Source organism: Sphingobium sp. TKS (genome assembly GCF_001563265.1).
GTDB lineage: Bacteria > Pseudomonadota > Alphaproteobacteria > Sphingomonadales > Sphingomonadaceae > Sphingobium.
The window spans coordinates 2590522-2610308 of the sequence record NZ_CP005083.1 but is presented as its reverse complement, the minus strand read 5'-3'; the positions used below and the strand labels follow the sequence as shown (position 1 = coordinate 2610308).

Sequence of the window (19787 nt, the reverse complement as noted above, 5' to 3'; positions counted from 1 at the left end):
ACCTTCTGCCTTGTCGTTGGAAGGCGAAGGTACGCTATTGCGAGTCAATCGCAAGACAATTCAGTCGGGATATTGCCCATTCAGCCGCAAAATCTCTCCTGCCAGATAGAGCGAACCCGCAATCAGCAGCTTGGGCGCGGGATTGCCCCCTGCGGCGATGGCGGCAATGGCCTCTGCGGGCGCTTCATGCGCGGTGCAGGGGACGCCCCAAAGATCGGCAATGGCGGCGAATCGCTCCGGCGGGTGATGATCATGACCGGGAACAGGCAGCGTGTGGATATGCGCGATCCGGCCCGCGAAGGGGATCAGATATGCGTCCAAATCCTTGTTCGACAGCATGCCGATGATGAGTTGCAACTTCTGGCCTTCGAGCCGCTCGGCAGTGAAGAAGGCGCTGATCGCTTCCCCCGCCCCGGCATTATGGCCCCCGTCAAGCCAGGCCTCGGTGCTTTCCGGCAATGGCGCCAGCAGGGGGCCGTGATCGAGCCTTTGCAAACGGCCGGGCCAATGCGCCCAGAGCGGCGCGGCCTTCAGGGCAGCTTCACTGACGGGTACGACGCTCTGGTGGCGCAACATGGCGAAAGCGAGCGCGGCATTATGTATCTGATGCGCGCCGGGGAGACGCGGCAGAGGGGTGTCGAGGCGGCCCAGATCGTCGCGATAATGGAGGCGGTCGCGATAGGCGGCGGCGTCCCAGCTCTCCCCCATGGCGAACCATTGGGTGCGGTTGCGCGCGGCGGCGTCGAGCATCACCGGGAAGAGCGCGTCGGCATAGCGCTGCGTCACCAGCGGCGCACCGGGTTTGGCGATGCCCGCCTTTTCGGCGGCGATTTCCTTAAGCGTGCTGCCGAGGAAGCTTTGGTGATCGATGCCCAATTGGGCGATGCCGCAGATCACCGGCCTTTCGATGACATTGGTGGCGTCGAGCCGGCCGCCCAGGCCCACTTCGAGGATGCAGGCGTCGGCTGGATGTTCGGAGAAGGCGAGGAAGGCGGCCGCGGCGGTGACTTCGAAGAAGCTGGCGCCGATGCCCTCAGCCACATCGAGGACGCGAGAGAGATAATGGGCGAGCGCTTCGTCGGAGATCAGCGTGCCGCTGATGCGGATACGCTCGTTGAAGCGGACGAGGTGCGGCGAGGTGAAGACGTGGACGGTCTTGCCGTCCGCCTCCAGCGCGGCGCGCAGGAAGGCGCAGGTCGAGCCTTTGCCGTTGGTGCCCGCGACATGGAAGACGGGCGGCAGAGCGCGGTGCGGATTGCCGAGGCGATCGAGCAGGCGCGTGATGCGCTCCAGGCCCAATATATCGGCGCCAGGCGACAGGGTCGCGAGGCGGTCAAGCTGGGCCTGGACGCCCGGATCGTCGGAGACGGCATGGTCGGCCATCGGCTCTGTTCCTGATCGGGTTCAGGCGGCCGCGCGCGGCGCCAGATAGCCGATCACGCGGGCGAGCGTGTCGCGCAGTTCGCTGCGGTGGACGACCATGTCGAGCATGCCGTGCTCCAGCAGATATTCGGCGCGCTGGAAGCCGTCGGGCAGCTTTTCGCGGATCGTGCTTTCGATGACGCGCTGGCCTGCAAAACCGATGAGTGCATTGGGCTCCGCGATCTGGACGTCGCCCAGCATCGCATAGCTGGCGGTGACGCCGCCGGTCGTAGGGTCAGTGAGGACCACGATATAGGGCAGGCCCGCCGCGTGCAGCTTCTGGATCGCCACGGTGGAGCGGGGCATCTGCATGAGGGAGAGGATACCCTCCTGCATGCGCGCGCCGCCCGCTGCGGTGAAGATCACATAGGGGCATTTATGGGCAATGGCTTCGTTGATGCCCTGGATGAAGGCGGCGCCGACGCCCATGCCCATGGAGCCGCCCATATAGGCGAAATTCTGCACGCCCATGACCAGCGGCACGTCGTCGATCGCGCCGCGCGCGTTGATGAGCGCGTCCTGATCGCCGGTCGCGGTGCGGGCGGCCTTGATGCGTTCAGGATAGCGCTTGGAATCGCGGAATTTGAGCGGGTCTTCCTGCACATGCGGGGTCGGCAGCAGGATGAAACCGGCGTCGAGGACATGCTCGAAACGCTCCGACGGACCGATACGGCCATGATGGTCGCAGCGCGGGCAGACGGAGAGATTATCTTCCCATTCCTTGATGAAGATCATCTCGGCGCAGGACGGGCATTTGTGCCACAGCGTTTCGGCCGTGCTTTCCTTCTTCGCCATGAAGGGAATGGCTTTGCGGACGCGGTTGATCCAGCTCATGCGGCGGTCTCCCGGAAATGAGGGCTGTTGGCGTTGAGCGCGCCGCGCAGAGCCGCGACGAAATCCTTGACGAAGGGCGCGGCGGCATCGCCGTGCGAGCCGATGATGTCGATGATGGCGGACCCCACGACCACGCCGTCAGCGACGCGGCCGATAGCTGCTGCTTGCTCAGCAGAACGCACGCCGAAGCCCACCGCGATGGGCAGGTCGGTGGCGGCCTTGAGCTTGGCGACGGCTTGTTCGACGGCGGCTTGGGCGGCCTGCTGTTTGCCGGTGATGCCCGCGACGGCGACATGGTAGAGGAAGCCGCTGGCGCCGTTCAGCACGGCGGGCAGGCGGGCTGCGTCGGTCGTGGGGGTGGCGAGGCGGATGAGGTGAATGCCCGCCGACCGCAGGGCAGGGCCGATTTCGGCATCTTCCTCCGGCGGCACGTCGACGCAGATAACGCCGTCAACGCCAGCGGCCTTGCACTGGTCGGCGAACCATTGCGAACCGCGCACCAGCATCGGATTGGCATAGCCCATCAGGACCAGCGGCGTTTCCGGGTGCTTGGCGCGGAAGGCGGTGGCGAGGGCGAAGATATCCTTCGTCTTGGTGCCCGAGCCGAGGCTGCGCAGGTTAGCCAGTTCGATTGCCGGGCCGTCGGCCATCGGATCGGTGAAGGGCATGCCCAGTTCGATGATGTCGGCGCCGCCTTCGACCAGTGCGTCCAGGATGGCGGGCGTGTCGGCCACGGTCGGGTCGCCCGCCGTCACGAAGGTGACGAGGGCGGCGCGGCCTGCGCTCTTGCAGGCGGCGAAGCGGGCGGAAAGGCGGTCAGCAGTCATATTTCGACACCCAGGGCGCTGGCGGCGGTGAAGATGTCCTTGTCACCACGGCCGGAGAGATTGACGATGATGATCTGGTCCGCGTCCAGCGTGGGCGCGACTTTTTCCGCCGACGCGACCGCATGGGCGGATTCGAGCGCGGGGATGATGCCTTCGAGCGCGGAGAGCTTCTGGAAGCTGGCCAGCGCCTCATCATCGGTGATCGGCATATATTGGACGCGGCCGATTTCGTGCAGCCAGCTATGTTCGGGGCCGATGCCGGGATAGTCGAGACCTGCCGAAATGCTGTGCGCTTCGGTGATCTGGCCGTCCTCGTCCTGGAGCAGATAGGTGCGGTTGCCGTGCAATATGCCCGACTTGCCGCCCGCGAGGGAGGCGGCATGCTTGCCTTGCAGACCTTCGCCCGCCGCTTCGACGCCGATCATTTTCACATCCGCATCGTCAAGAAACGGATGGAACAGGCCGATGGCGTTGGAGCCGCCGCCGACCGGGGCGATCAGCATGTCGGGCAGGCGGCCTTCGAGTTCCAATATCTGCTCGCGCGCCTCCCGGCCGATCACGGATTGGAAATCGCGGACCAGTTCGGGATAGGGGTGTGGTCCTGCCGCCGTGCCGATGATGTAGAAAGTGTCGTGGACGTTCGACACCCAGTGGCGCAGGGCATCGTTCATAGCATCCTTGAGCGTCTGGGAGCCGGAAACGACGGGAATGACCTCAGCGCCCAGCAGCTTCATGCGGAAGACGTTGGGCTTTTGCCGTTCGACATCCTTGGCGCCCATGAAGATCTTGCATTCCATGCCAAACAGGGCGGCGACGGTCGCGGTGGCGACGCCATGCTGGCCGGCGCCGGTTTCGGCAATGACCTTCTTCTTGCCCATGCGGCGGGCGAGCAGCGCCTGGCCGATGCAATTGTTGATCTTATGCGCGCCGGTGTGGTTCAGTTCCTCGCGCTTGAGGTAGATTTTCGCGCCCTTGCCGGGTTCGGCATCCGCGCGCAGCGCTTCTGTCAGGCGTCCTGCATAATAAAGCGGATTGGGGCGGCCGACATAGGAGCGCAGCAATTCGCTGAACTCGGCGTCGAAGGCCGGATCCTGCTTCGCTTCCCTATAGACCTTTTCCAGCTCCAATATGAGCGGCATCAGCGTCTCAGCGACATAGCGGCCACCGAAGGCGCCGAAATGGCCGGAGGCGTCGGGCTGCGAACGCAGGCTGTTGGGCAGGGTGATGGTGTCGGTCATCGCTTGTATCTCGTCAGGCAATATTGGGTCACTTCGCGAACAAGGGAAGCGATCAACGCCATCGGGCTGCGATGCGCCCTGCGTGGCCAATTCCGTTTATGAATAGCGTCTGCCTCATGAGGACGCCGCATTGCAGAAGGCCATGATCTTGTCCACACTCTTGATGCCCGGCGCGCTTTCGACGCCGGAGGAAACATCGACCAGCGGGGCGTCCGTGATGCGGATGGCTTCGGCCACATTGTCGATGCCAAGGCCGCCCGACAGACCCCAGGGAACGGAAAGGGACACGCCGCGCAGCAGCGTCCAGTCGAAACGCAGGCCCATGCCGCCGGGCAGCGCCGCGCCATCCGGGGTTTTGGCGTCGAACAGGAGGAAGTCGGCGGCGCCGCTATAGGCCATGGCGGCGTCTATATCGGCGCGGGTTTTGACGGAAATGGCTTTCCAGACGGGGAGGTCGAAGCGCCGGCGGATGGCGGCGGCGCGTTCAGGGCTTTCCTTGCCATGGAGTTGCAGGGCGGTCAGGGCACCGGTGGCGGCGAGATCCGTCAGGATTTCGTCGGTGGGGTCCACCAGGATGGCGACGCGATCGATCTGGGGAGGAACCAGTGCGGCGAGTGCCCGCATTTGATCCACTTCGACATAGCGGGGGCTTTTGGGGAAGAAGTTGAAGCCGAGATGGGTGGCTCCTCCCCTTATGGAAGCGCCCACCGTTTCAGGCGTCGAAAGGCCGCAGATCTTGATGGCGAGTCGGGACATGGGCGGGCTTTAGCGGGTGTGGCGCATAAGAACCATATGCAGTGTGCTCCTGCATGGGCGGCTTTATGGTTCCGTCAAATCCATATCGTGGAGGGCGAGCCATTGGTCGGCATGGTCGATGCAGGCCTGGCCGAGGAAAGCGTCGACCTGATCCATGATCTGATCGTCGGTGAGGGGGGCCGGATCGAGCGGTCGATGCCAGTGGACGCGGAAATTCGGGCCTTGGGTGCGGATCATGTAGAAGGGCAGGAATTTCGCGCCGACTTTGCGCGCGAGGCGCAGGGCCACGGACAGGTTGCCCGATGGCGGCAGGTCGCGGCCGAAGCGGGGAAACCAGACCTGGCGGTCGCGGCGTTCATCCAGCAATATGTAGAGGGTGGCGCGATCCTTGGTCGTGAGATGTTTCAGGATAGCGCGGGCGGCGCCTTCTCCGGTGATCGCCTCGCCCATATAGCTGGAGCGGGCGCGCTTGAGTTGCGCGGCCTGTTCGGGATTTTCCGGCGGGTCGTAGACGCCGAGGCCGGGACGGTCGGTCGACGCCTTGATATGGGCGGCGAGCAGATCCCAATTGCCCAGATGGACCGCCAGCGCGATCAGCGGGCCGGGGCCGTCGAGGACCGATTGATAGCCTTCGGCGTCTTCCACCGCGATGTGGTTATTCTCGATCAGCCGGTCGATGTTGGTGAGTTCGGCCATCGTGCGGCCAAGGTTAAACCAGCGGCGGGTGAGCAGGACTTCGCTTGCGGTTTTGTCGAGGCCGGGGCGGAGTATCGCCAAATTGGCGCGGGCGCGCTGGTCGCGCAATTTCATCGACTTGCGGGCGACATGGGCCGACAGCCAGCCGCCCAACCAGGAGGCGAGGGACGCAGGGAGGAGGCGGAGGACGGTGAAGAGAAAGGGGTTGGAGAGCATCGCGCCTGCCGTCATACAGCAGCGGTCGGGGCGGTAAAGGGTTTGGATTTGCGATGAGTTTCGCTTTTGCGCTGTGGCTATTGTTGCAGGGGCTGAGCCTGGCCGGGGTGCTCAATTATTGGCGGCATTTGCCGGTGGATCGGCAGGAGGAAGCGCCCGAGGGCGTCGTCGTGCTGCTGTCGGTTCGGGATGATTGGGACGGTGGGGCGGAACTGATTGCGCGGTTGAAGGCCCAGACGGCGCGATTCCGGCTGGTGATTGCGACTTCGGGCGGTTGCGCGGCGGCGAAGGCGTTGGCGGCGCGCGAAGGGGATTGGGTGCAGATCGTTCGCGCGGGTGTCGCTGTGGATGAGGGGCAGAAGGTGCACAAGCTGCGGGCGGCTTTGCGGGCCTTGCGCGAGGGGGACCGCTATCTGGTTTTCGTGGACGCGGATATTTTGCCTCCGGCGCGGTTGGTGGGGCGGTTGCTCTTTCCCTTGGTGCGGGGGAAGGCGGATATCGTGACCGGCTATCGGCTGTTGTTGCCGGAGGTGGGCGTTTTAGCCGCGCTGGTGGGGGCAGTGGAGATGCAGTTGGCGACCCTGCCGCGTGCCGCGAGCGCGACCATGCCCTGGGGTGGCGCCATGGCACTGACGCGGGAGGTGGCGGAGCGGCTGGATCTGGATGCCGCTCTGGCGGGGCGCTTGTCCGACGATATGGCGATCGGGTTGGCGGGCTGGCGCGCAAAGCTGCGGTTGCGGCCGGTGCGGGACTTGCTGGTGGCGAGTCCGCTGGAGGGGCGCGGGGCGCTTGGCTTCGGGGTGCGGCAGTATCGGCATATTGTGACCAACAGTGCGGGGATGTGGCTGATTGCTTGCGCTGTGGTGGGGGGGCAGGCTTTGGGCTGGGTCTGGGCGCTGGGTTGGGGTGGCTGGAGTGCTGTGGCCGTGGGCTATGTGGCGGCTATGGGGAGGGCGCTGGTGCGGCGGCGTATCATCGCGGGCGTGGTGGAGCTGGGGCAGGCGCAGGCGGCGCGGCGGTCGCTTTGGTGGGATGTGCTGGCGCCCTTTGCGGTGTGCTGGGCGCATTGGGTGATGCAGTTGGCGGCGGCTTGTTCGAGCCGGATCAGGTGGGGCGGGTTTGATTATTGGGTGAAGGGTGGGAAGGTCGTGCGGATGGAGAGAGTAGGGTAGCGCTTCGCACTTACTACCTCATGCCGCTAATGATTATGGTTTTTCGTCAACGACGTCAAAGACGACTGTGTGCGTGAACCGCGCCCTTAAGCGCGGGAGCGGCACACCCGGTCTTGTAATAGTCTTTCCAAGCATGTTCGAGCAGGGGTTAGGGGCATCCCGAAACACAAAATCATCCTTTTGAATGAGCTGGCATCGGTCTACCACACCCTGCGGATTGAGTTCAGCCTCCCAAGTCATTGACCGAGTATTGTCGGTTGGATTCGTTGGGTTACCGGGTAGCGTCCACCGCACCCTGCTGGCGAAGGTCGATGCTATCGGTTTCCCATTTTTACCTATCGGAGGCTGAAAACGTGCCCTTTGAAGTAGGAGCGCACAAGCTTTTTTGTCCAACTCATCATCGCCGCTTGATGCGGCGATGTCACAGCTAGTTGGTATGCCCTTGGGATCGACAGTAAGTTTGAAGGCGGTAATGCCAGTCTTCCCATTAAGGCTCGCAAGCAAAGGATAATCTGGTTCGGCGATCCAATCGCTCGGATTGCCGATTGGCGCGGCTTCTGGCGAGGCGGGTTGAGCTACTGCTTGAATGTGAAACACGGCACAGTTCCAAGCCAAAGCTACTGCAATCGTCTTTCGGATCACACGTGCCCCCGTTAGTGAAATTCGAAATGAGCCAAGACTGTTAGAACCCCGCCGGAAAGAGGTGCTTGCCCTGCTCGTCCAACCGCAGCACCACCTTGCCTGCGACCGCGCTCAGCGGGAGATCGCCATAAATGTGCGGAAAGAGTGCGCCGCCGCGTGACTTTTCCCATTTGATCGCGTCACCGAAAGGAGCGAGATCGACCATCACCATCACCAGATGGTCCTGGCCCGCGAAATGCCTGGCGGCGGTTTCGGCGGCCTGTTCGCGGGTGGACATGTGGATATAGCCATCCGCAAGATCGACGGGCGCGCCCTTGAACACGCCGTCGGTCTTTAGCTGGTCATACTGATCTTTGGTCAGAATCTTGTAGGCGAAGAGGTCGGTCACGCCTCGCCCGTCTCCGAACCGGTTTCCACCGCCTCTTCGGCTTCGTCGCTTTCCTCGATCTTCGCGGCGCTGACGACATGTTCGTCGTCGGATACGTTGAAGAGGCGCACGCCCGCCGAGCTGCGGCCGATGACGCGCAGGCTTTCAAGGCCCATGCGGATCAGCTTGGCCTGATCGGTGACGAGCATCAGATGGTCGCCATGCCGCGCCGGGAAGCTCGCGACGACCGGACCGTTGCGGCCGATATTGTCGATGTTCGTGATCCCCTGACCGCCGCGTCCGGTGCGGCGATAGTCGTAAGCCGAGGACAGCTTGCCATAGCCATTGGCGCAGACGGTGAGGATGAACTGCTCCTTCGCCTGCAATTCGGCAAAGCGCTCAGCGCTCATCTGCGGCGAGCCTTCCTTCTCCGCCTTCCATGGGGCGAAGCGGAGATAATCGTCGCGCTCCTCCTGATTGGCGCCGGAGCGGGTGAGGATGGAAAGCGAGATTACCTCATCGTCCTTCTTGAGCGTCATGCCGCGCACGCCGGTCGAGGTGCGGCTCTGGAACTCGCGCACGTCGGTCGCCTGGAAGCGGATTGCCTTGCCCTGACGGGTGGCGAGCAGGACGTCATCCTCTTCGGAGAGGAGCGCCACGCCGATCAGCCGGTCGGTGCTGTCATCATCGAAGCGCATGGCAATCTTGCCGTTCGACGGAATGTTGGCGAAGGCGTCCATGCTGTTGCGGCGGACCGTGCCGTTCGCGGTGGCGAACATGACGTGCAGATCCTTCCAGCTTTCCTCATCTTCGGGCAGCGGCAGGACGGTCTGGATCGTCTCGCCGGGGCCGAGCGGCAGCAGGTTCACCATCGGGCGGCCACGCGTCGCCGGGCCGCCTTCCGGCAGGCGCCAGACCTTGAGGCGATAGACCTTGCCAGCGGTGGAGAAGAAAAGGACCGGCGTATGCGTGGAGGTCACGAACAGTTCGGTGATCGCGTCCTCATCCTTGGTCGTCATGCCGGAGCGGCCCTTGCCGCCGCGCGCCTGGGCGCGGAAGCTCTCCAAGGGCGTGCGCTTGATATAGCCCTGCACGGTGACGGTGACGACCATCTCCTCGCGCTCGATCAGGTCTTCATCGTCGATGCCATCGGCGGCGGCGGTGATTTCCGAAAGGCGCGGGGTCGCGAAGTCGCGCTCGATCGCCTCGAACTCCTCGCGCATGACCGCATAGAGTTTCACCCGGTCACCGAGGATGGCGAGATATTCCGCGATGGCAGCGGCGAGTTCGGCCAGTTCATTGCCGATCTCGTCGCGGCCCAGCGCGGTCAGGCGATGCAGGCGCAGGTCGAGAATGGCGCGGACCTGCGTATCCGACAGGCGGTAGGTGTCGCCGCTGACTTCGGCCTCGATGGCTTCGACCAGCTTCAGATAGGGGGCGATCTCCGCCACCGGCCAGTCGCGGGCGAGCAGGGTTTCCCTCGCTTCGGCGGGACTTGCCGATCCACGGATGATGCGGACGACTTCATCGAGATTGGTGACCGCGATGACGAGGCCCAGCAAGATATGCGCGCGGTCGCGGGCCTTGTTGAGTTCATATTTCGTCCGGCGGGTGATGACCTCTTCGCGGAAGCGGACGAACGCCTCGATGATGTCGCGGATATTGAGCAGTTCCGGGCGGCCGCCGCGAATGGCGAGCATATTGGCCGGGAAGCTCGACTGGGCGGGCGTGTTGCGCCAGAGCTGGTTGAGCACGACTTCCGGCGTGGCATCGCGCTTCAGGTCCATGACGATGCGGACGCCTTCGCGGTTCGATTCGTCGCGAATGTCGCTGATGCCCTCGATCCGCTTGTCCTTGGCGGCTTCAGCGATCTTTTCAACGAGGCCGTTCTTGCCGACTTGATAGGGGATGGCGGTCAGCACGATCGACTGGCGGTCGCCGCGCCCTTCCTCGATCTTGTAGCGCGAGCGCATCATGATCGAACCGCGCCCGGTATGATAGGCGCTGCGGGCGCCCGACTGGCCAAGGATCAGCGGGGCGGTCGGGAAATCGGGGCCGGGGACGATCTGGATGAGTTCGTCGATGGTGATGCCGCTATTGTCGATATAGGCGAGGCAAGCGCGGATCACTTCGCCCAGATTATGCGGCGGGATGTTGGTCGCCATGCCAACCGCGATGCCACCCGCGCCGTTGACCAGAAGGTTCGGGAAGCGTGCCGGCAGAACCTGCGGTTCGCTTTCCGAAGCGTCATAGTTGGGCTGGAAGTCGACCGTGTCCTTGTCGAGATCTTCGAGCAGGGCGGTCGTCACCTTGGCCAGGCGCGCTTCGGTGTAACGCATGGCGGCCGGCGGATCGGGGTCCATCGAACCGAAATTGCCCTGGCCATCGATCAGCGGCACGCGCATTGCCCAATCCTGCGTCATGCGCGCCAGGGCGTCATAGATCGAACTGTCGCCGTGGGGGTGATATTTACCGATCACGTCACCGACGATGCGCGCCGACTTGCGATAGGGCTTGTTATGGTGAAAGCCGGACTCGTTGGCCGAAAAGAGAATGCGGCGGTGCACCGGCTTCAAACCGTCGCGCACGTCCGGCAGGGCGCGGGCGACGATGACCGACATGGCATAGTCGAGATAGCTCGCCTTCATCTCCTCCACGATGGAGATGGGGCTGATGTCCGAAGGGTCGGCGAGGGCAGTCTCGTCGGTCAATGCGATTCTCTTTTTGGATTGATATGGTTCGTGTCGCTGCACTAGCGGAGCGAAACAATAATGTCACGCCTCGCGCACACGCGCGCGAGGAACAAGCTGTATGAAACCATGAGCCGCATGAACGGCGCGCCAGAATGTTTCCTGGGGGCTGACAGGCGGTTAACTGGTGCATATAGGTCGTTCAAACGTTATTCACGCGCCGACCCCTAATCGGCGTCATAGGAAGGCCGCCTGTCACTCGGGCGCAGAGGAGAAGATGAACATGCGTTTTGTTACCCCCGTGGCGCTCGCGCTGACTCTTGCGCTGGCTGGCGGCGCCGTTTCGGCTCCCGCATTTGCGGCCAAGAAGGAAGAGAAAAAGGGTGGCGCGCCCAAGCTCAATGTCTCGCCTGACGTGGTCAAGGCGTTGCAGGCCGCCCAGGCCGCGGCGCAGAAGAACGACTTTGCAGGCGCCAAGGCGGCGCTGGCCGATGCCGACAGCAAGGCGAAGTCGAATGACGACAAATATCAGATCGGCGCCATCAAGCTGAACACCTCCATCGCCAGCAAGGATGCGGCGATGCAGAGCGAGGCGCTGACCCAGATGCTGGACAGCGGGCTGACCCCGCCGGAACAGGCTGGCCAATTCAACGCGGTGGCCGCCGACCAGGCGCTGCAGGCGAAGAATTACGATCTGGCGATCACGCGCGCCAAGGCCGCCGCCGCCGCCGGCTACAAGGCCGAAGCGGTGAATGTGACGCTGGCCCAGGCCTATTTCGGCAAGGCGGGCACGGCCAATCCGTCCGTCGAACCGCAGCGTAGCCTTAATCAGCAGGGTCTGGCGGCGCTCAAGGCGGCCGCCGACGCGACCAAGGCCGCGGGCGGCCAGGTGCCGGCGCAATGGTATCAGATCGGCGTCAGCCGCGCCGCGACCGCCAAGCTGCCGGAAGTCACCGAATGGGCGAAACAGGCCTATCAGGCCAATCCCAACGGCGAAAACCTCCGCACGCTGGTTCGCCTGTTCCAGCAGGCCAATCCGAACATCTCCAACCGCGAGAATCTGGACGTGCTGCGCCTGATGGCGACTTCGGGCGGTCTGGTCCTGGCGCAGGATTATCTGGAATATGCCGAAATGGCGTCGAAGACCGGCATTTACGGTGAAGTGAAGTCGGCTATCGATGCGGGCCGCAGCAAGGGTGTGCTGAACGCCAGCCAGGGCGGCGACCTGTATCAGCCCGCCGTGGCGAAGATTGCCGGCGACAAGAGCTCGCTGGGTTCGGCCGAAGCGGACGCGAAGAAGGCGGCCAACGGCAAGATTGCGGCGGCGACCGCTGACGCTTATCTGGGCTATGGCGACTATGCCAAGGCAGCGGCGATGTTCGAACTCGCCAAGCAGAAGGGCGGCGTCGACGCGGATGAGATCAGCACCCGCATGGGCATCGCCAAGGCGCTGAGCGGTGACAATGTGTCGGCCAAGGCTGCTTTCCAGTCGGTGCAGGGTGGTTCGCGCAAGCAGATTGCCGACCTGTGGCTGGCCTATCTGGCCACTAAGGCCTGATTTTCCTGATCGAGGCGCGTTGCCCATTGCGGGTGGCGCGCCTTTTCCATCTTCGGACATGATGTGATCTGGCCAGGCCAGGCGACAAAGGGGCGGCTGACATGGCCATGATGCGACATTCGATTCTGACCTGTGGGCTGCTGGCGGGGGCGGCTTTGCTGGTCGCAGTGCCAGCCGTTGCGAAGAAGCCGGTTGCGGCCGGTCCGGTGATCGTGATGTCGGACGGTTTCCGCGCAACGACCCAGGCGGCGGACAGCGCGATCAAGGCGGGCGATGCCTCTACCGCGCAGGCGCAGATTTCCAGCCTGATGCCGGTCAGCGATTTCGAGGCCTATGTGGCCGCCGGGCTGCGATTCGAGCTGGCGGTGCTGAAGGTCGACCGGCAGGCGCAGCGGGTGGCGCTGAACGACATGTTCAAGACATCCTCGGTGCCGAAGACGGACATGCCGCGCCTGCGCTATATCGCTGGCTATCTGTCTTTCATCGTCGGCAATTATGACGATGCGACGGCGCAGCTCGATTACGCCAAGACGCTGGGTTACGATCCGATCGACGCGACCATGTTGCGGGCGGATATCGCCGTGCGGCGCAACAAAGCGAAGGATGCGCGCGCCTTCGTGCAGGAGGCGCTGGCGCGGCAGCGGGCGGCGGGACAGGCAATCCCGGCGGCCTGGTATGACCGGGCGATCTCCATGGCCTATCAGGCGGGCGACTGGACCGAAGTGGGCGCGCTTTATCGCGAGCGGCTGAGCCATTATGATTCGGCGGGCGAATGGCGGTCGGCGCTGGCCAATTATCTGACGGCGCCGGGCATGGACGCGCAAGTGCAGCTCGACCTCTATCGCCTGCAAGCGGCCAATGGAGCGATGGCGAGCGAGCGCGACTACCAAGCCTATGCGCAATTGGCCGACAAGACGGGGTATAGCGCGGAAACCAAGGCGATTATCGAAGCCGGGCGCTCTGTAGGCAAGCTGACGCCGACGCAGGCGGTGACAGCGCAGTTGTTGAAGAGCGCGACACCCAAGGCGGCCAAGGAGATTGCGGGCCTGCCCGCTGCTGCGAAGAAGGCGGCGGCGGCCAAGGATGGGTCGGCGGCGATGGGGGTTGGCGACACCTATTTCTCGCTCGGCCAGTTTCCCCAGGCAGTGGAGCAATATCGCCTCGCCTTGAGCAAGGGCGGGGTCGATGCGGGCAAGGCCAATGCGCGGCTTGGTGTGGCGCTGGCGCGTTCGGGCGATCTGGTGGGCGCGAAGGTTGCTCTCGGGCAGGTGACGGCAGGCAATTGGGCGAATGTCGCGGGATTCTGGTCGGTCTGGGTCGATCAGCAGAGCCGGAAGACGGCGTTCACGCCGGTTGTCGTGCCGTCGGCCGGGTGAGGCCTGTCCGCTTCTCACCCATTCCTGTCGCTCGCCGCCATGGTGGAGAAAGTCAACAGGTCGGTCGTTTCTGAAAGGATGTGACTCCCTCGACATCGACATCCTGCGCATCGATGCGGGCCACATGGGCGGCGGGCGGCCCTTCATGGGCGAGGCGGATGAATTGCTCGACCGCCTGTACCGGCCCTTCCACCAACGCTTCCACGCTGCCGTCCATGCGGTTGCGGACCCAACCGGCAAGACCAAGACCGCTCGCCGTTTCCATGGTCCAGTTGCGGTAGAACACGCCCTGTACCCGACCGAGGATGATCAGATGGCGGGCGATGACAGCCATCAATGCACCCGCTTGATCCAGGTCTGGCCGTCACGGCTTTCCACCTTGAAATTCTTGATCGAGCGGACAAGGTCGGACAGCCGCTTGAATCCGTAATTTCGCGTGTCGAAGCTGGAACGGTTGCCTGCAAGCTGGCCCACTTCGCTGAGCCGGGCAAAGCCCTGATCGTCGCGTTTCACGGCGTTATAAGCGTCGATCAGCAAGTTGACGAGATCGGGTTCCACCTCCGTGCCGTCAGCGGCATCAGGGTTGTCGTTTGGAGCTTCCTGCTCGACGGGGGATTCCCGCGTGCTGGTGAGCGCGCCGACGTCGATGAAGCGGGTGCAAGCGCTACGGAAGGCTTGCGGCGTCTTGTCCGTTCCAAAGCCATAGACGGGCAGCCCCTCCTGCCGGATGCGGGTGACGAGGGGCGTGAAATCGCTGTCGCTCGACATCAGGCCAAAGCCGGTGACGCGCCCCGACGCCATCAGGTCCATGGCGTCGATCGTCATCTTCATGTCGGTGGCGTTCTTGCCCCTGGTGAGGTCGAACTGCTGCTGCGTTTCGATCGCCTGGGTCACGGCCTGCCGCGCCCAGCCCTTGAGCGCGGGCTTGCTCCAATTGCCATAGGCGCGCCGGATGTTGACGGTTCCCAGCTCCGCCAGAACCGTCAGCACCGGATCGAAATGGTCGGCGGAAACATTGTCGGCGTCGATCAGCAGGGCAATATTGCCGCTGGGGATCGGTGCGGTCATCAGGCCTCCTGCGGCGCGGGGTGGAATTCGCCGCTCGCCTCGTCCAGCAGATGGAGCTGACCGTCGGCAATGGCGAAGAAGGCGCCGACCAGCTTGATCTCGCCGTCGCGTTCCTTGGTTCGGACGCAGGGGAAGGTGCGCAGATTGGCCAGGCTGACCTTGACCCCTTCCTGCTCCATGGCGCGTTCGGCATCGCGGCTGCGATCGTCGCCAAAGCGTTCCACGACCTTCTCTCGCGCGTCGTCGAGCAGTTCGATCCAGCTGTGGATGAAGCCGCCTTCGCCCGGAGGCGCATCTTTCAGGGCGTGGCTGAGGGCCGCCTTGCAACCCCCGCATTTGCCATGACCCATGACGACGATCTCGCCAACCTTCAGCACCTGGACCGCGAATTCCAGCGCGGCGGACACGCCATGACGGCCGGGATTGGTTTCGAAGGGCGGCACCAGCGCGGCTACATTGCGGACCACGAAGATCTCGCCGGGGCTGGTGTCGAAGATCTGCGCCGGATCGACTCGGCTGTCGGAGCAGGCGATGACCATGACGCGAGGGCTTTGCCCTTCGCTCAGTTCATCCCATCGCTCGCGCTGCTCCGTCCAGCCGGTGTTTCGGAAGCGGCGATAGCCGGCGAGCATGTCAGCGAAATCAGTCATGCGCCGGTCTGTGCCGAACAATGATGGGGCTGGCAAGAGTGCGCTTCCATCGCTATCTGGGGCGCATGAACGATATTGCCCCGATCCCCGCGCCCGGCCAGCCCACCAATCGTCCTGAACGCGTCCGCAAGCCCGACTGGATTCGCGTGAAGGCGCCGACCAGCCCCGGCTATCATGAGACTCGCAAGCTGATGCGGGAAAAGGGGCTGGCGACGGTGTGCGAGGAAGCGGCTTGCCCGAATATCGGGGAATGTTGGACCAAGAAGCACGCGACCGTGATGATTTTGGGCGATGTCTGCACGCGGGCCTGCGCCTTTTGCAACGTCAAGACCGGCATGCCGCGCAAGGTCGATCCCAATGAGCCGCAGAATCTGGCCGATGCCTGCGCTGAAATGGGTCTGGAGCATATCGTCATCACCTCGGTCGACCGCGACGACCTGCCCGATGGCGGTGCGACGCAGTTCGTGAAGGTGATCGAGGCGCTGCGCCGCACGACTCCGGACACGACCATCGAGATTTTGACGCCCGACTTCCGCAACAAGCATGAGCGGGCGGTCGAAATGATCGTAGCGGCGCGGCCGGACGTCTATAATCATAATCTGGAGACGGTGCCGCGGCTCTACCCGACCATCCGTCCGGGTGCGCGCTATTATGCGTCGCTGCGGCTGCTGGAGACGGTGAAGAAGCTTGATCCGTCGATCTTCACCAAGTCCGGCATCATGCTGGGCCTGGGCGAGGAGCGGCTGGAGGTCCATCAGGTGATGGATGACATGCGCTCCGCGGACATCGATTTCCTGACCATGGGGCAATATCTCCAGCCCACGCCGAAACATGCTAAGGTCATGGAGTTCGTTACTCCGGCGGCGTTCAATGCCTATGCCGCGATTGCCCGGGCCAAGGGCTTCCTTCAAGTGGCGTCGAGCCCGCTCACTCGGTCCAGCTATCACGCGGGCAAGGATTTTGCCGAAATGCGCGCCGCCCGTGAGGCGCAACTGGCGAAGGCTGCCAAATAAGCCGATGCCCAAGCATAACGAAACAAGGCCGCTTCCCTATTCGCCCGAACAAATGTTCGACCTGGTGGCGAATGTGGAGGCCTATCCTGAATTCCTGCCCTGGGTCAGCGCGATCCGCGTTCGCTCCGACAATGAATCGGACATGGTCGCGGACATGATCGTGGGCTTCAAGGGGATCAAGGAGAGCTTCACCTCCCGCGTCCACAAGCATCGGCCCGACCATGTGCGGGTCGATTATCTCGACGGGCCGTTGAAGCATCTGCACAATGAATGGAGCTTCCGCGACGACGGCAAGGGCGGGGTGCTGGTGGACTTCGAGGTGGAGTTCGAATTCAAGAGCAAGCTGTTCGAGATGATTGCAGGTCAGGTGTTCGACAAGGCGCTGCGCAAGATGATCGGCGCTTTCGAAACCCGCGCGGCGGAACTTTACGGCGCGGGCGAGTCGGGCAGCAGCAGTTCGAGCGCGCAGAGCGCCGCCTGAAGGCGGACGCCACCACGGCCCGTATCCCCGAAATGATGCATGTCGGCCACGATCTTGTCGGGGCTGGCGCCACGTTCCGCACGGGCGAAGACGACCGTCCCCACGGGCTTTTGCTCCGATCCGCCGCCGGGACCGGCGATGCCGGTGATGGCGACGGCGACATTGGCGTGGCTCTTGTTGAGCGCGCCCTGCGCCATGGCCCAGGCGGTGGCGATGGAAACAGCGCCGAAGGTTTCGATGACATCCTGCGAAACTTTGAGAAGTTCGCTTTTCATATCATTGGAATAAGTGATAAATCCGGCCTCAAACACTTCCGATGAGCCGGCAATTTCAGTCAGTGCGGCGGAGACCAGACCGCCGGTGCAGCTTTCCGCCACCGCGATGGTGCGGCCGGCGCGGCGGTTGGCGATGATGACGCGCTCGGCCAATTCGACCAGCGAAGCGGGAAGGATGCTATCGGGCATGGCGATCAGAATAGCGCGGGGAGGGAGAGGGTGGCAACAGCCTGTGCGGCGATGCCTTCGCGACGGCCGGTAAAGCCCAGTCGCTCCGTGGTCGTTGCTTTCACGCTGACCCGGTCGAGGGGCAAGCCCAGGATTTCCGCGATGCGAGCTCGCATTGCTTCCCGATGCGGACCGATTTTGGGCGCTTCGCAGATCAGCGTCAGGTCGACATGTTCGATGATGCCGTCCCGTTTTGCGACGCGCTCCGCCGCATATTCCAGGAAGCGGGAGGAGGCGAAGCCGCGCCACTGCGGATCGGAGGGCGGAAAATGGCTGCCGATATCACCCTCCGCCAGCGCGCCGAGCAGGGCGTCGACCAGCGCGTGGATCGCCACATCGGCATCGCTATGGCCTGCTAGGCCGCGATCATGGGGAATGCGGATGCCGCAGAGCCAAAGCTCCTGATCGGAGGCAAGCCGGTGGACATCATAGCCCATGCCGGTGCGGATACTGCGCGCGGCGGCCAAACGGGCTTCGGCGCGGGGGAAATCATCGGCATAGGTCAATTTTTCGAGCCTTTCATCGCCAGCCACCAGAATGACGTCATGACCTGCATCCCGCACCATTTGAGCATCGTCGGTTGCTTCCCGCTCGCTGTCCCAGGTCCGATGGGCGGCCAATATCGCGTCGAAATGGAAAGCTTGCGGGGTCTGGACGCGAGCCAGGCCGTTGCGGTCCACGATTTCCCCGGCGCGACCCGCTTCATTTCTGACGAGCGTGTCGGTGACAGGCAGGGTGGGGATCGCGCCGGGCGCCTCTGCCAGGGCGGCGAGGAGCCGGTCGATCACCGCGCGGGGGAGGAAAGGGCGGGCGGCGTCATGGATAAGAAGGCGGGCCGCGCCGCCGGAGGACGCAATATGTTCCAGTCCCGCACGAACCGATCCGCGACGGCTGTCGGCGCCCTGGATGATCGCTGCGACCGGACGCTCCCCGAGTGCAGCCCGCGCATCGGCTTCCTGACCCGCGCCGACGACCAGGATGATGGAGTCGACAGCAGGATGCCTTGCCAGGGCGTCGAAGGCATGAGTCAGGACAGGCTTGCCGCCGATCAGCCGGAATTGCTTGGGAATGTCGCCGCCCGCACGGCTGCCCTGTCCTGCTGCGACCAGCAATGCGACGGTTTTTTTTGTCATGGCGCGGCCTGTATCGCAGCGCGCGGCGGATCGCCAGAGCTGCCTTGCTTGCCGTTGGGGACGATTTCGGCTAAGGGCTGCCTGTTTTTTAGGCAGTGATTATATAATGCAGACGCTTTCCCCGATTTCCATTGGTCCGGTGACGATTGACATGCCGGTCGTGCTGGCGCCGATGACGGGCGTGACGGACATGCCGTTCCGCACGCTGGTGCGGCGCTATGGTTCGGGCCTGAACGTGACGGAGATGATCGCGACGGCGGCGATGATTCGCGAGACGCGCCAGTCGCTGCAAAAGGCCGCCTGGCATCCGCTGGAGGAGCCGGTTTCGATGCAGTTGGCCGGTTGCTCGCCCACGGAAATGGCGGAGGCGGCGAAGCTCAATGCCGATCGCGGCGCCGCGATCATCGACATCAATATGGGCTGTCCGGTGAAGAAGGTCGTGAACGGCGATGCGGGCAGCGCGTTGATGCGCGACCTGCCGCTGGCGGCGTCTTTGATCGAGGCGACAGTCAAGGCCGTCGACGTGCCCGTCACGGTCAAGATGCGCATGGGCTGGGACCATCCCAGCCTCAACGCGCCCGAACTGGCGCGCATCGCGCAGGATCTGGGCGCGAAGCTGATTACCGTTCATGGCCGGACCCGCTGTCAGATGTACAAGGGGTCGGCGGATTGGGCCTTTGTGCGGAGCGTCAAGGAAGCGGTGTCATTGCCGGTGATCGTCAATGGCGACATCTGCTCCATCGACGACGCGGAAACGGCGCTGGAGCAAAGCGGTGCGGACGGCGTGATGATCGGGCGCGGCGCCTATGGGCGGCCCTGGCTGATCGGGCAGGTGATGCACTGGTTCCGCACGGGGGAGCGACTGGCCGATCCTTCGCTGGAAGAGCAATATCGCGTTATTACAGAGCATTATCGCGCCATGCTTGCGCATTATGACAATCATACCGGTGTCAACATGGCTCGCAAGCATATCGGCTGGTATACCAAGGGACTGCCCGGCTCGGCCGAGTTCCGCAATGCGGTGAATCAGGAGCCGGACGGCGATGTCGTGTTGGACATGCTGGCGCGTTTCTACGAACCGCTGATCACGGACGATGGGTCGGTCGAGACGCGCAAGGCGGCCTAAGGTGACAACCATCCCATCG

Annotated in this window: 20 protein-coding genes; 6 read left to right on the top strand and 14 right to left on the bottom strand. The window is 63.7% G+C overall.

Going from position 1 to position 19787, the window contains the following annotated elements; genetic code table 11:
- Positions 1-60: 60 nt before the first annotated feature.
- From K426_RS13045 to K426_RS13020, 6 genes are all read right to left on the bottom strand, one after another.
- Positions 61-1383, bottom strand: a complete 1323-nt coding sequence (locus tag K426_RS13045) for a bifunctional folylpolyglutamate synthase/dihydrofolate synthase (protein WP_066557748.1) — start codon at positions 1381-1383, stop codon at positions 61-63.
- A 21-nt stretch (positions 1384-1404) separates the two neighbouring features.
- The gene (gene accD, locus K426_RS13040; RefSeq protein ID WP_066557742.1) at positions 1405-2256 is read right to left on the bottom strand and encodes an acetyl-CoA carboxylase, carboxyltransferase subunit beta; all 852 of its coding nucleotides are present in this window, start codon (positions 2254-2256) and stop codon (positions 1405-1407) included.
- On the bottom strand, positions 2253-3083 hold the full coding sequence (trpA, locus tag K426_RS13035) for a tryptophan synthase subunit alpha (RefSeq protein WP_066557740.1): 831 nt from the start codon (positions 3081-3083) through the stop codon (positions 2253-2255). The genes accD and trpA overlap by 4 nt, the downstream gene beginning before the upstream one ends.
- Complete coding sequence (gene trpB, locus K426_RS13030) at positions 3080-4321, bottom strand: tryptophan synthase subunit beta (RefSeq protein ID WP_066557738.1); 1242 nt, start codon at positions 4319-4321, stop codon at positions 3080-3082. Before trpB ends, trpA begins: the two co-directional genes overlap by 4 nt.
- A 114-nt stretch (positions 4322-4435) precedes the next feature.
- Entirely contained in the window at positions 4436-5077 is a 642-nt protein-coding gene (locus K426_RS13025; protein ID WP_066557727.1) for a phosphoribosylanthranilate isomerase, read from the bottom strand.
- 63 nt (positions 5078-5140) lie between these two features.
- The gene (locus tag K426_RS13020) at positions 5141-5989 is read right to left on the bottom strand and encodes a lysophospholipid acyltransferase family protein (protein WP_066561744.1); all 849 of its coding nucleotides are present in this window, start codon (positions 5987-5989) and stop codon (positions 5141-5143) included.
- A gap of 53 nt (positions 5990-6042) precedes the next feature.
- On the opposite strand from K426_RS13020, the gene K426_RS13015 reads away from it, so the two are divergent.
- Complete coding sequence (locus tag K426_RS13015) at positions 6043-7161, top strand: glycosyltransferase (RefSeq protein ID WP_066557723.1); 1119 nt, start codon at positions 6043-6045, stop codon at positions 7159-7161.
- Between the two features lie 33 nt (positions 7162-7194).
- Here K426_RS13015 and K426_RS30345 read toward each other — a convergent pair whose 3' ends face one another.
- Genes K426_RS30345 through gyrA form a run of 3 tightly spaced genes read right to left on the bottom strand, consistent with a single transcriptional unit; the run spans position 7195 to position 10881 of the window.
- A complete protein-coding gene (locus tag K426_RS30345) occupies positions 7195-7803 on the bottom strand; it encodes an energy transducer TonB (RefSeq protein ID WP_158511747.1) in 609 nt (202 codons plus the stop codon).
- A 40-nt stretch (positions 7804-7843) separates the two neighbouring features.
- Positions 7844-8191, bottom strand: coding sequence for a DUF952 domain-containing protein (locus tag K426_RS13010; protein WP_066557721.1), 348 nt, complete (start codon positions 8189-8191; stop codon positions 7844-7846).
- Positions 8188-10881 carry a DNA gyrase subunit A gene (gene gyrA, locus K426_RS13005; RefSeq protein WP_066557719.1) on the bottom strand — a complete coding sequence of 898 codons (2694 nt, stop codon included), beginning with the start codon at positions 10879-10881 and terminating at the stop codon, positions 8188-8190. Before gyrA ends, K426_RS13010 begins: the two co-directional genes overlap by 4 nt.
- 256 nt (positions 10882-11137) lie before the next feature.
- Here gyrA and K426_RS13000 point away from each other — a divergent pair, with 256 nt between their 5' ends.
- Both K426_RS13000 and K426_RS12995 read left to right on the top strand, forming a co-directional pair.
- Positions 11138-12418 carry a hypothetical protein gene (locus tag K426_RS13000; protein ID WP_066557709.1) on the top strand — a complete coding sequence of 427 codons (1281 nt, stop codon included), beginning with the start codon at positions 11138-11140 and terminating at the stop codon, positions 12416-12418.
- Between the two features lie 101 nt (positions 12419-12519).
- Positions 12520-13794 (top strand): hypothetical protein, encoded by a 1275-nt coding sequence (locus K426_RS12995; RefSeq protein ID WP_066557707.1) that lies wholly within the window; start codon positions 12520-12522, stop codon positions 13792-13794.
- Between the two features lie 52 nt (positions 13795-13846).
- Here K426_RS12995 and K426_RS12990 read toward each other — a convergent pair whose 3' ends face one another.
- The 3 genes from K426_RS12990 to K426_RS12980 are packed head-to-tail and all read right to left on the bottom strand — an operon-like array spanning position 13847 to position 15512.
- Complete coding sequence (locus tag K426_RS12990) at positions 13847-14128, bottom strand: acylphosphatase (protein WP_066557702.1); 282 nt, start codon at positions 14126-14128, stop codon at positions 13847-13849.
- On the bottom strand, positions 14128-14862 hold the full coding sequence (locus K426_RS12985) for an NYN domain-containing protein (protein WP_066557699.1): 735 nt from the start codon (positions 14860-14862) through the stop codon (positions 14128-14130). Before K426_RS12985 ends, K426_RS12990 begins: the two co-directional genes overlap by 1 nt.
- Positions 14862-15512: a carbonic anhydrase gene (locus tag K426_RS12980; protein ID WP_066557697.1), complete on the bottom strand. Its 651-nt coding sequence runs from the start codon at positions 15510-15512 to the stop codon at positions 14862-14864. The genes K426_RS12985 and K426_RS12980 overlap by 1 nt, the downstream gene beginning before the upstream one ends.
- A 20-nt stretch (positions 15513-15532) precedes the next feature.
- On the opposite strand from K426_RS12980, the gene lipA reads away from it, so the two are divergent.
- Positions 15533-16525 (top strand): lipoyl synthase, encoded by a 993-nt coding sequence (gene lipA, locus K426_RS12975; RefSeq protein ID WP_066557695.1) that lies wholly within the window; start codon positions 15533-15535, stop codon positions 16523-16525.
- A 4-nt stretch (positions 16526-16529) separates the two neighbouring features.
- Positions 16530-17006, top strand: coding sequence for a type II toxin-antitoxin system RatA family toxin (locus tag K426_RS12970; RefSeq protein WP_066557692.1), 477 nt, complete (start codon positions 16530-16532; stop codon positions 17004-17006).
- On the opposite strand, the gene K426_RS12965 is transcribed toward K426_RS12970, so the two are convergent.
- Together K426_RS12965 and K426_RS12960 are read right to left on the bottom strand one after the other, a co-directional pair.
- Complete coding sequence (locus tag K426_RS12965; protein ID WP_066557688.1) at positions 16952-17470, bottom strand: CinA family protein; 519 nt, start codon at positions 17468-17470, stop codon at positions 16952-16954. The two genes, K426_RS12970 and K426_RS12965, sit on opposite strands and share 55 nt — an antisense overlap.
- 5 nt (positions 17471-17475) lie before the next feature.
- The gene (locus K426_RS12960; protein ID WP_066557685.1) at positions 17476-18642 is read right to left on the bottom strand and encodes a bifunctional 2-C-methyl-D-erythritol 4-phosphate cytidylyltransferase/2-C-methyl-D-erythritol 2,4-cyclodiphosphate synthase; all 1167 of its coding nucleotides are present in this window, start codon (positions 18640-18642) and stop codon (positions 17476-17478) included.
- Positions 18643-18748: 106 nt separating this feature from the next.
- Here K426_RS12960 and dusB point away from each other — a divergent pair, with 106 nt between their 5' ends.
- Entirely contained in the window at positions 18749-19768 is a 1020-nt protein-coding gene (gene dusB / locus K426_RS12955; protein ID WP_066557682.1) for a tRNA dihydrouridine synthase DusB, read from the top strand.
- Positions 19769-19787: the final 19 nt, after the last annotated feature.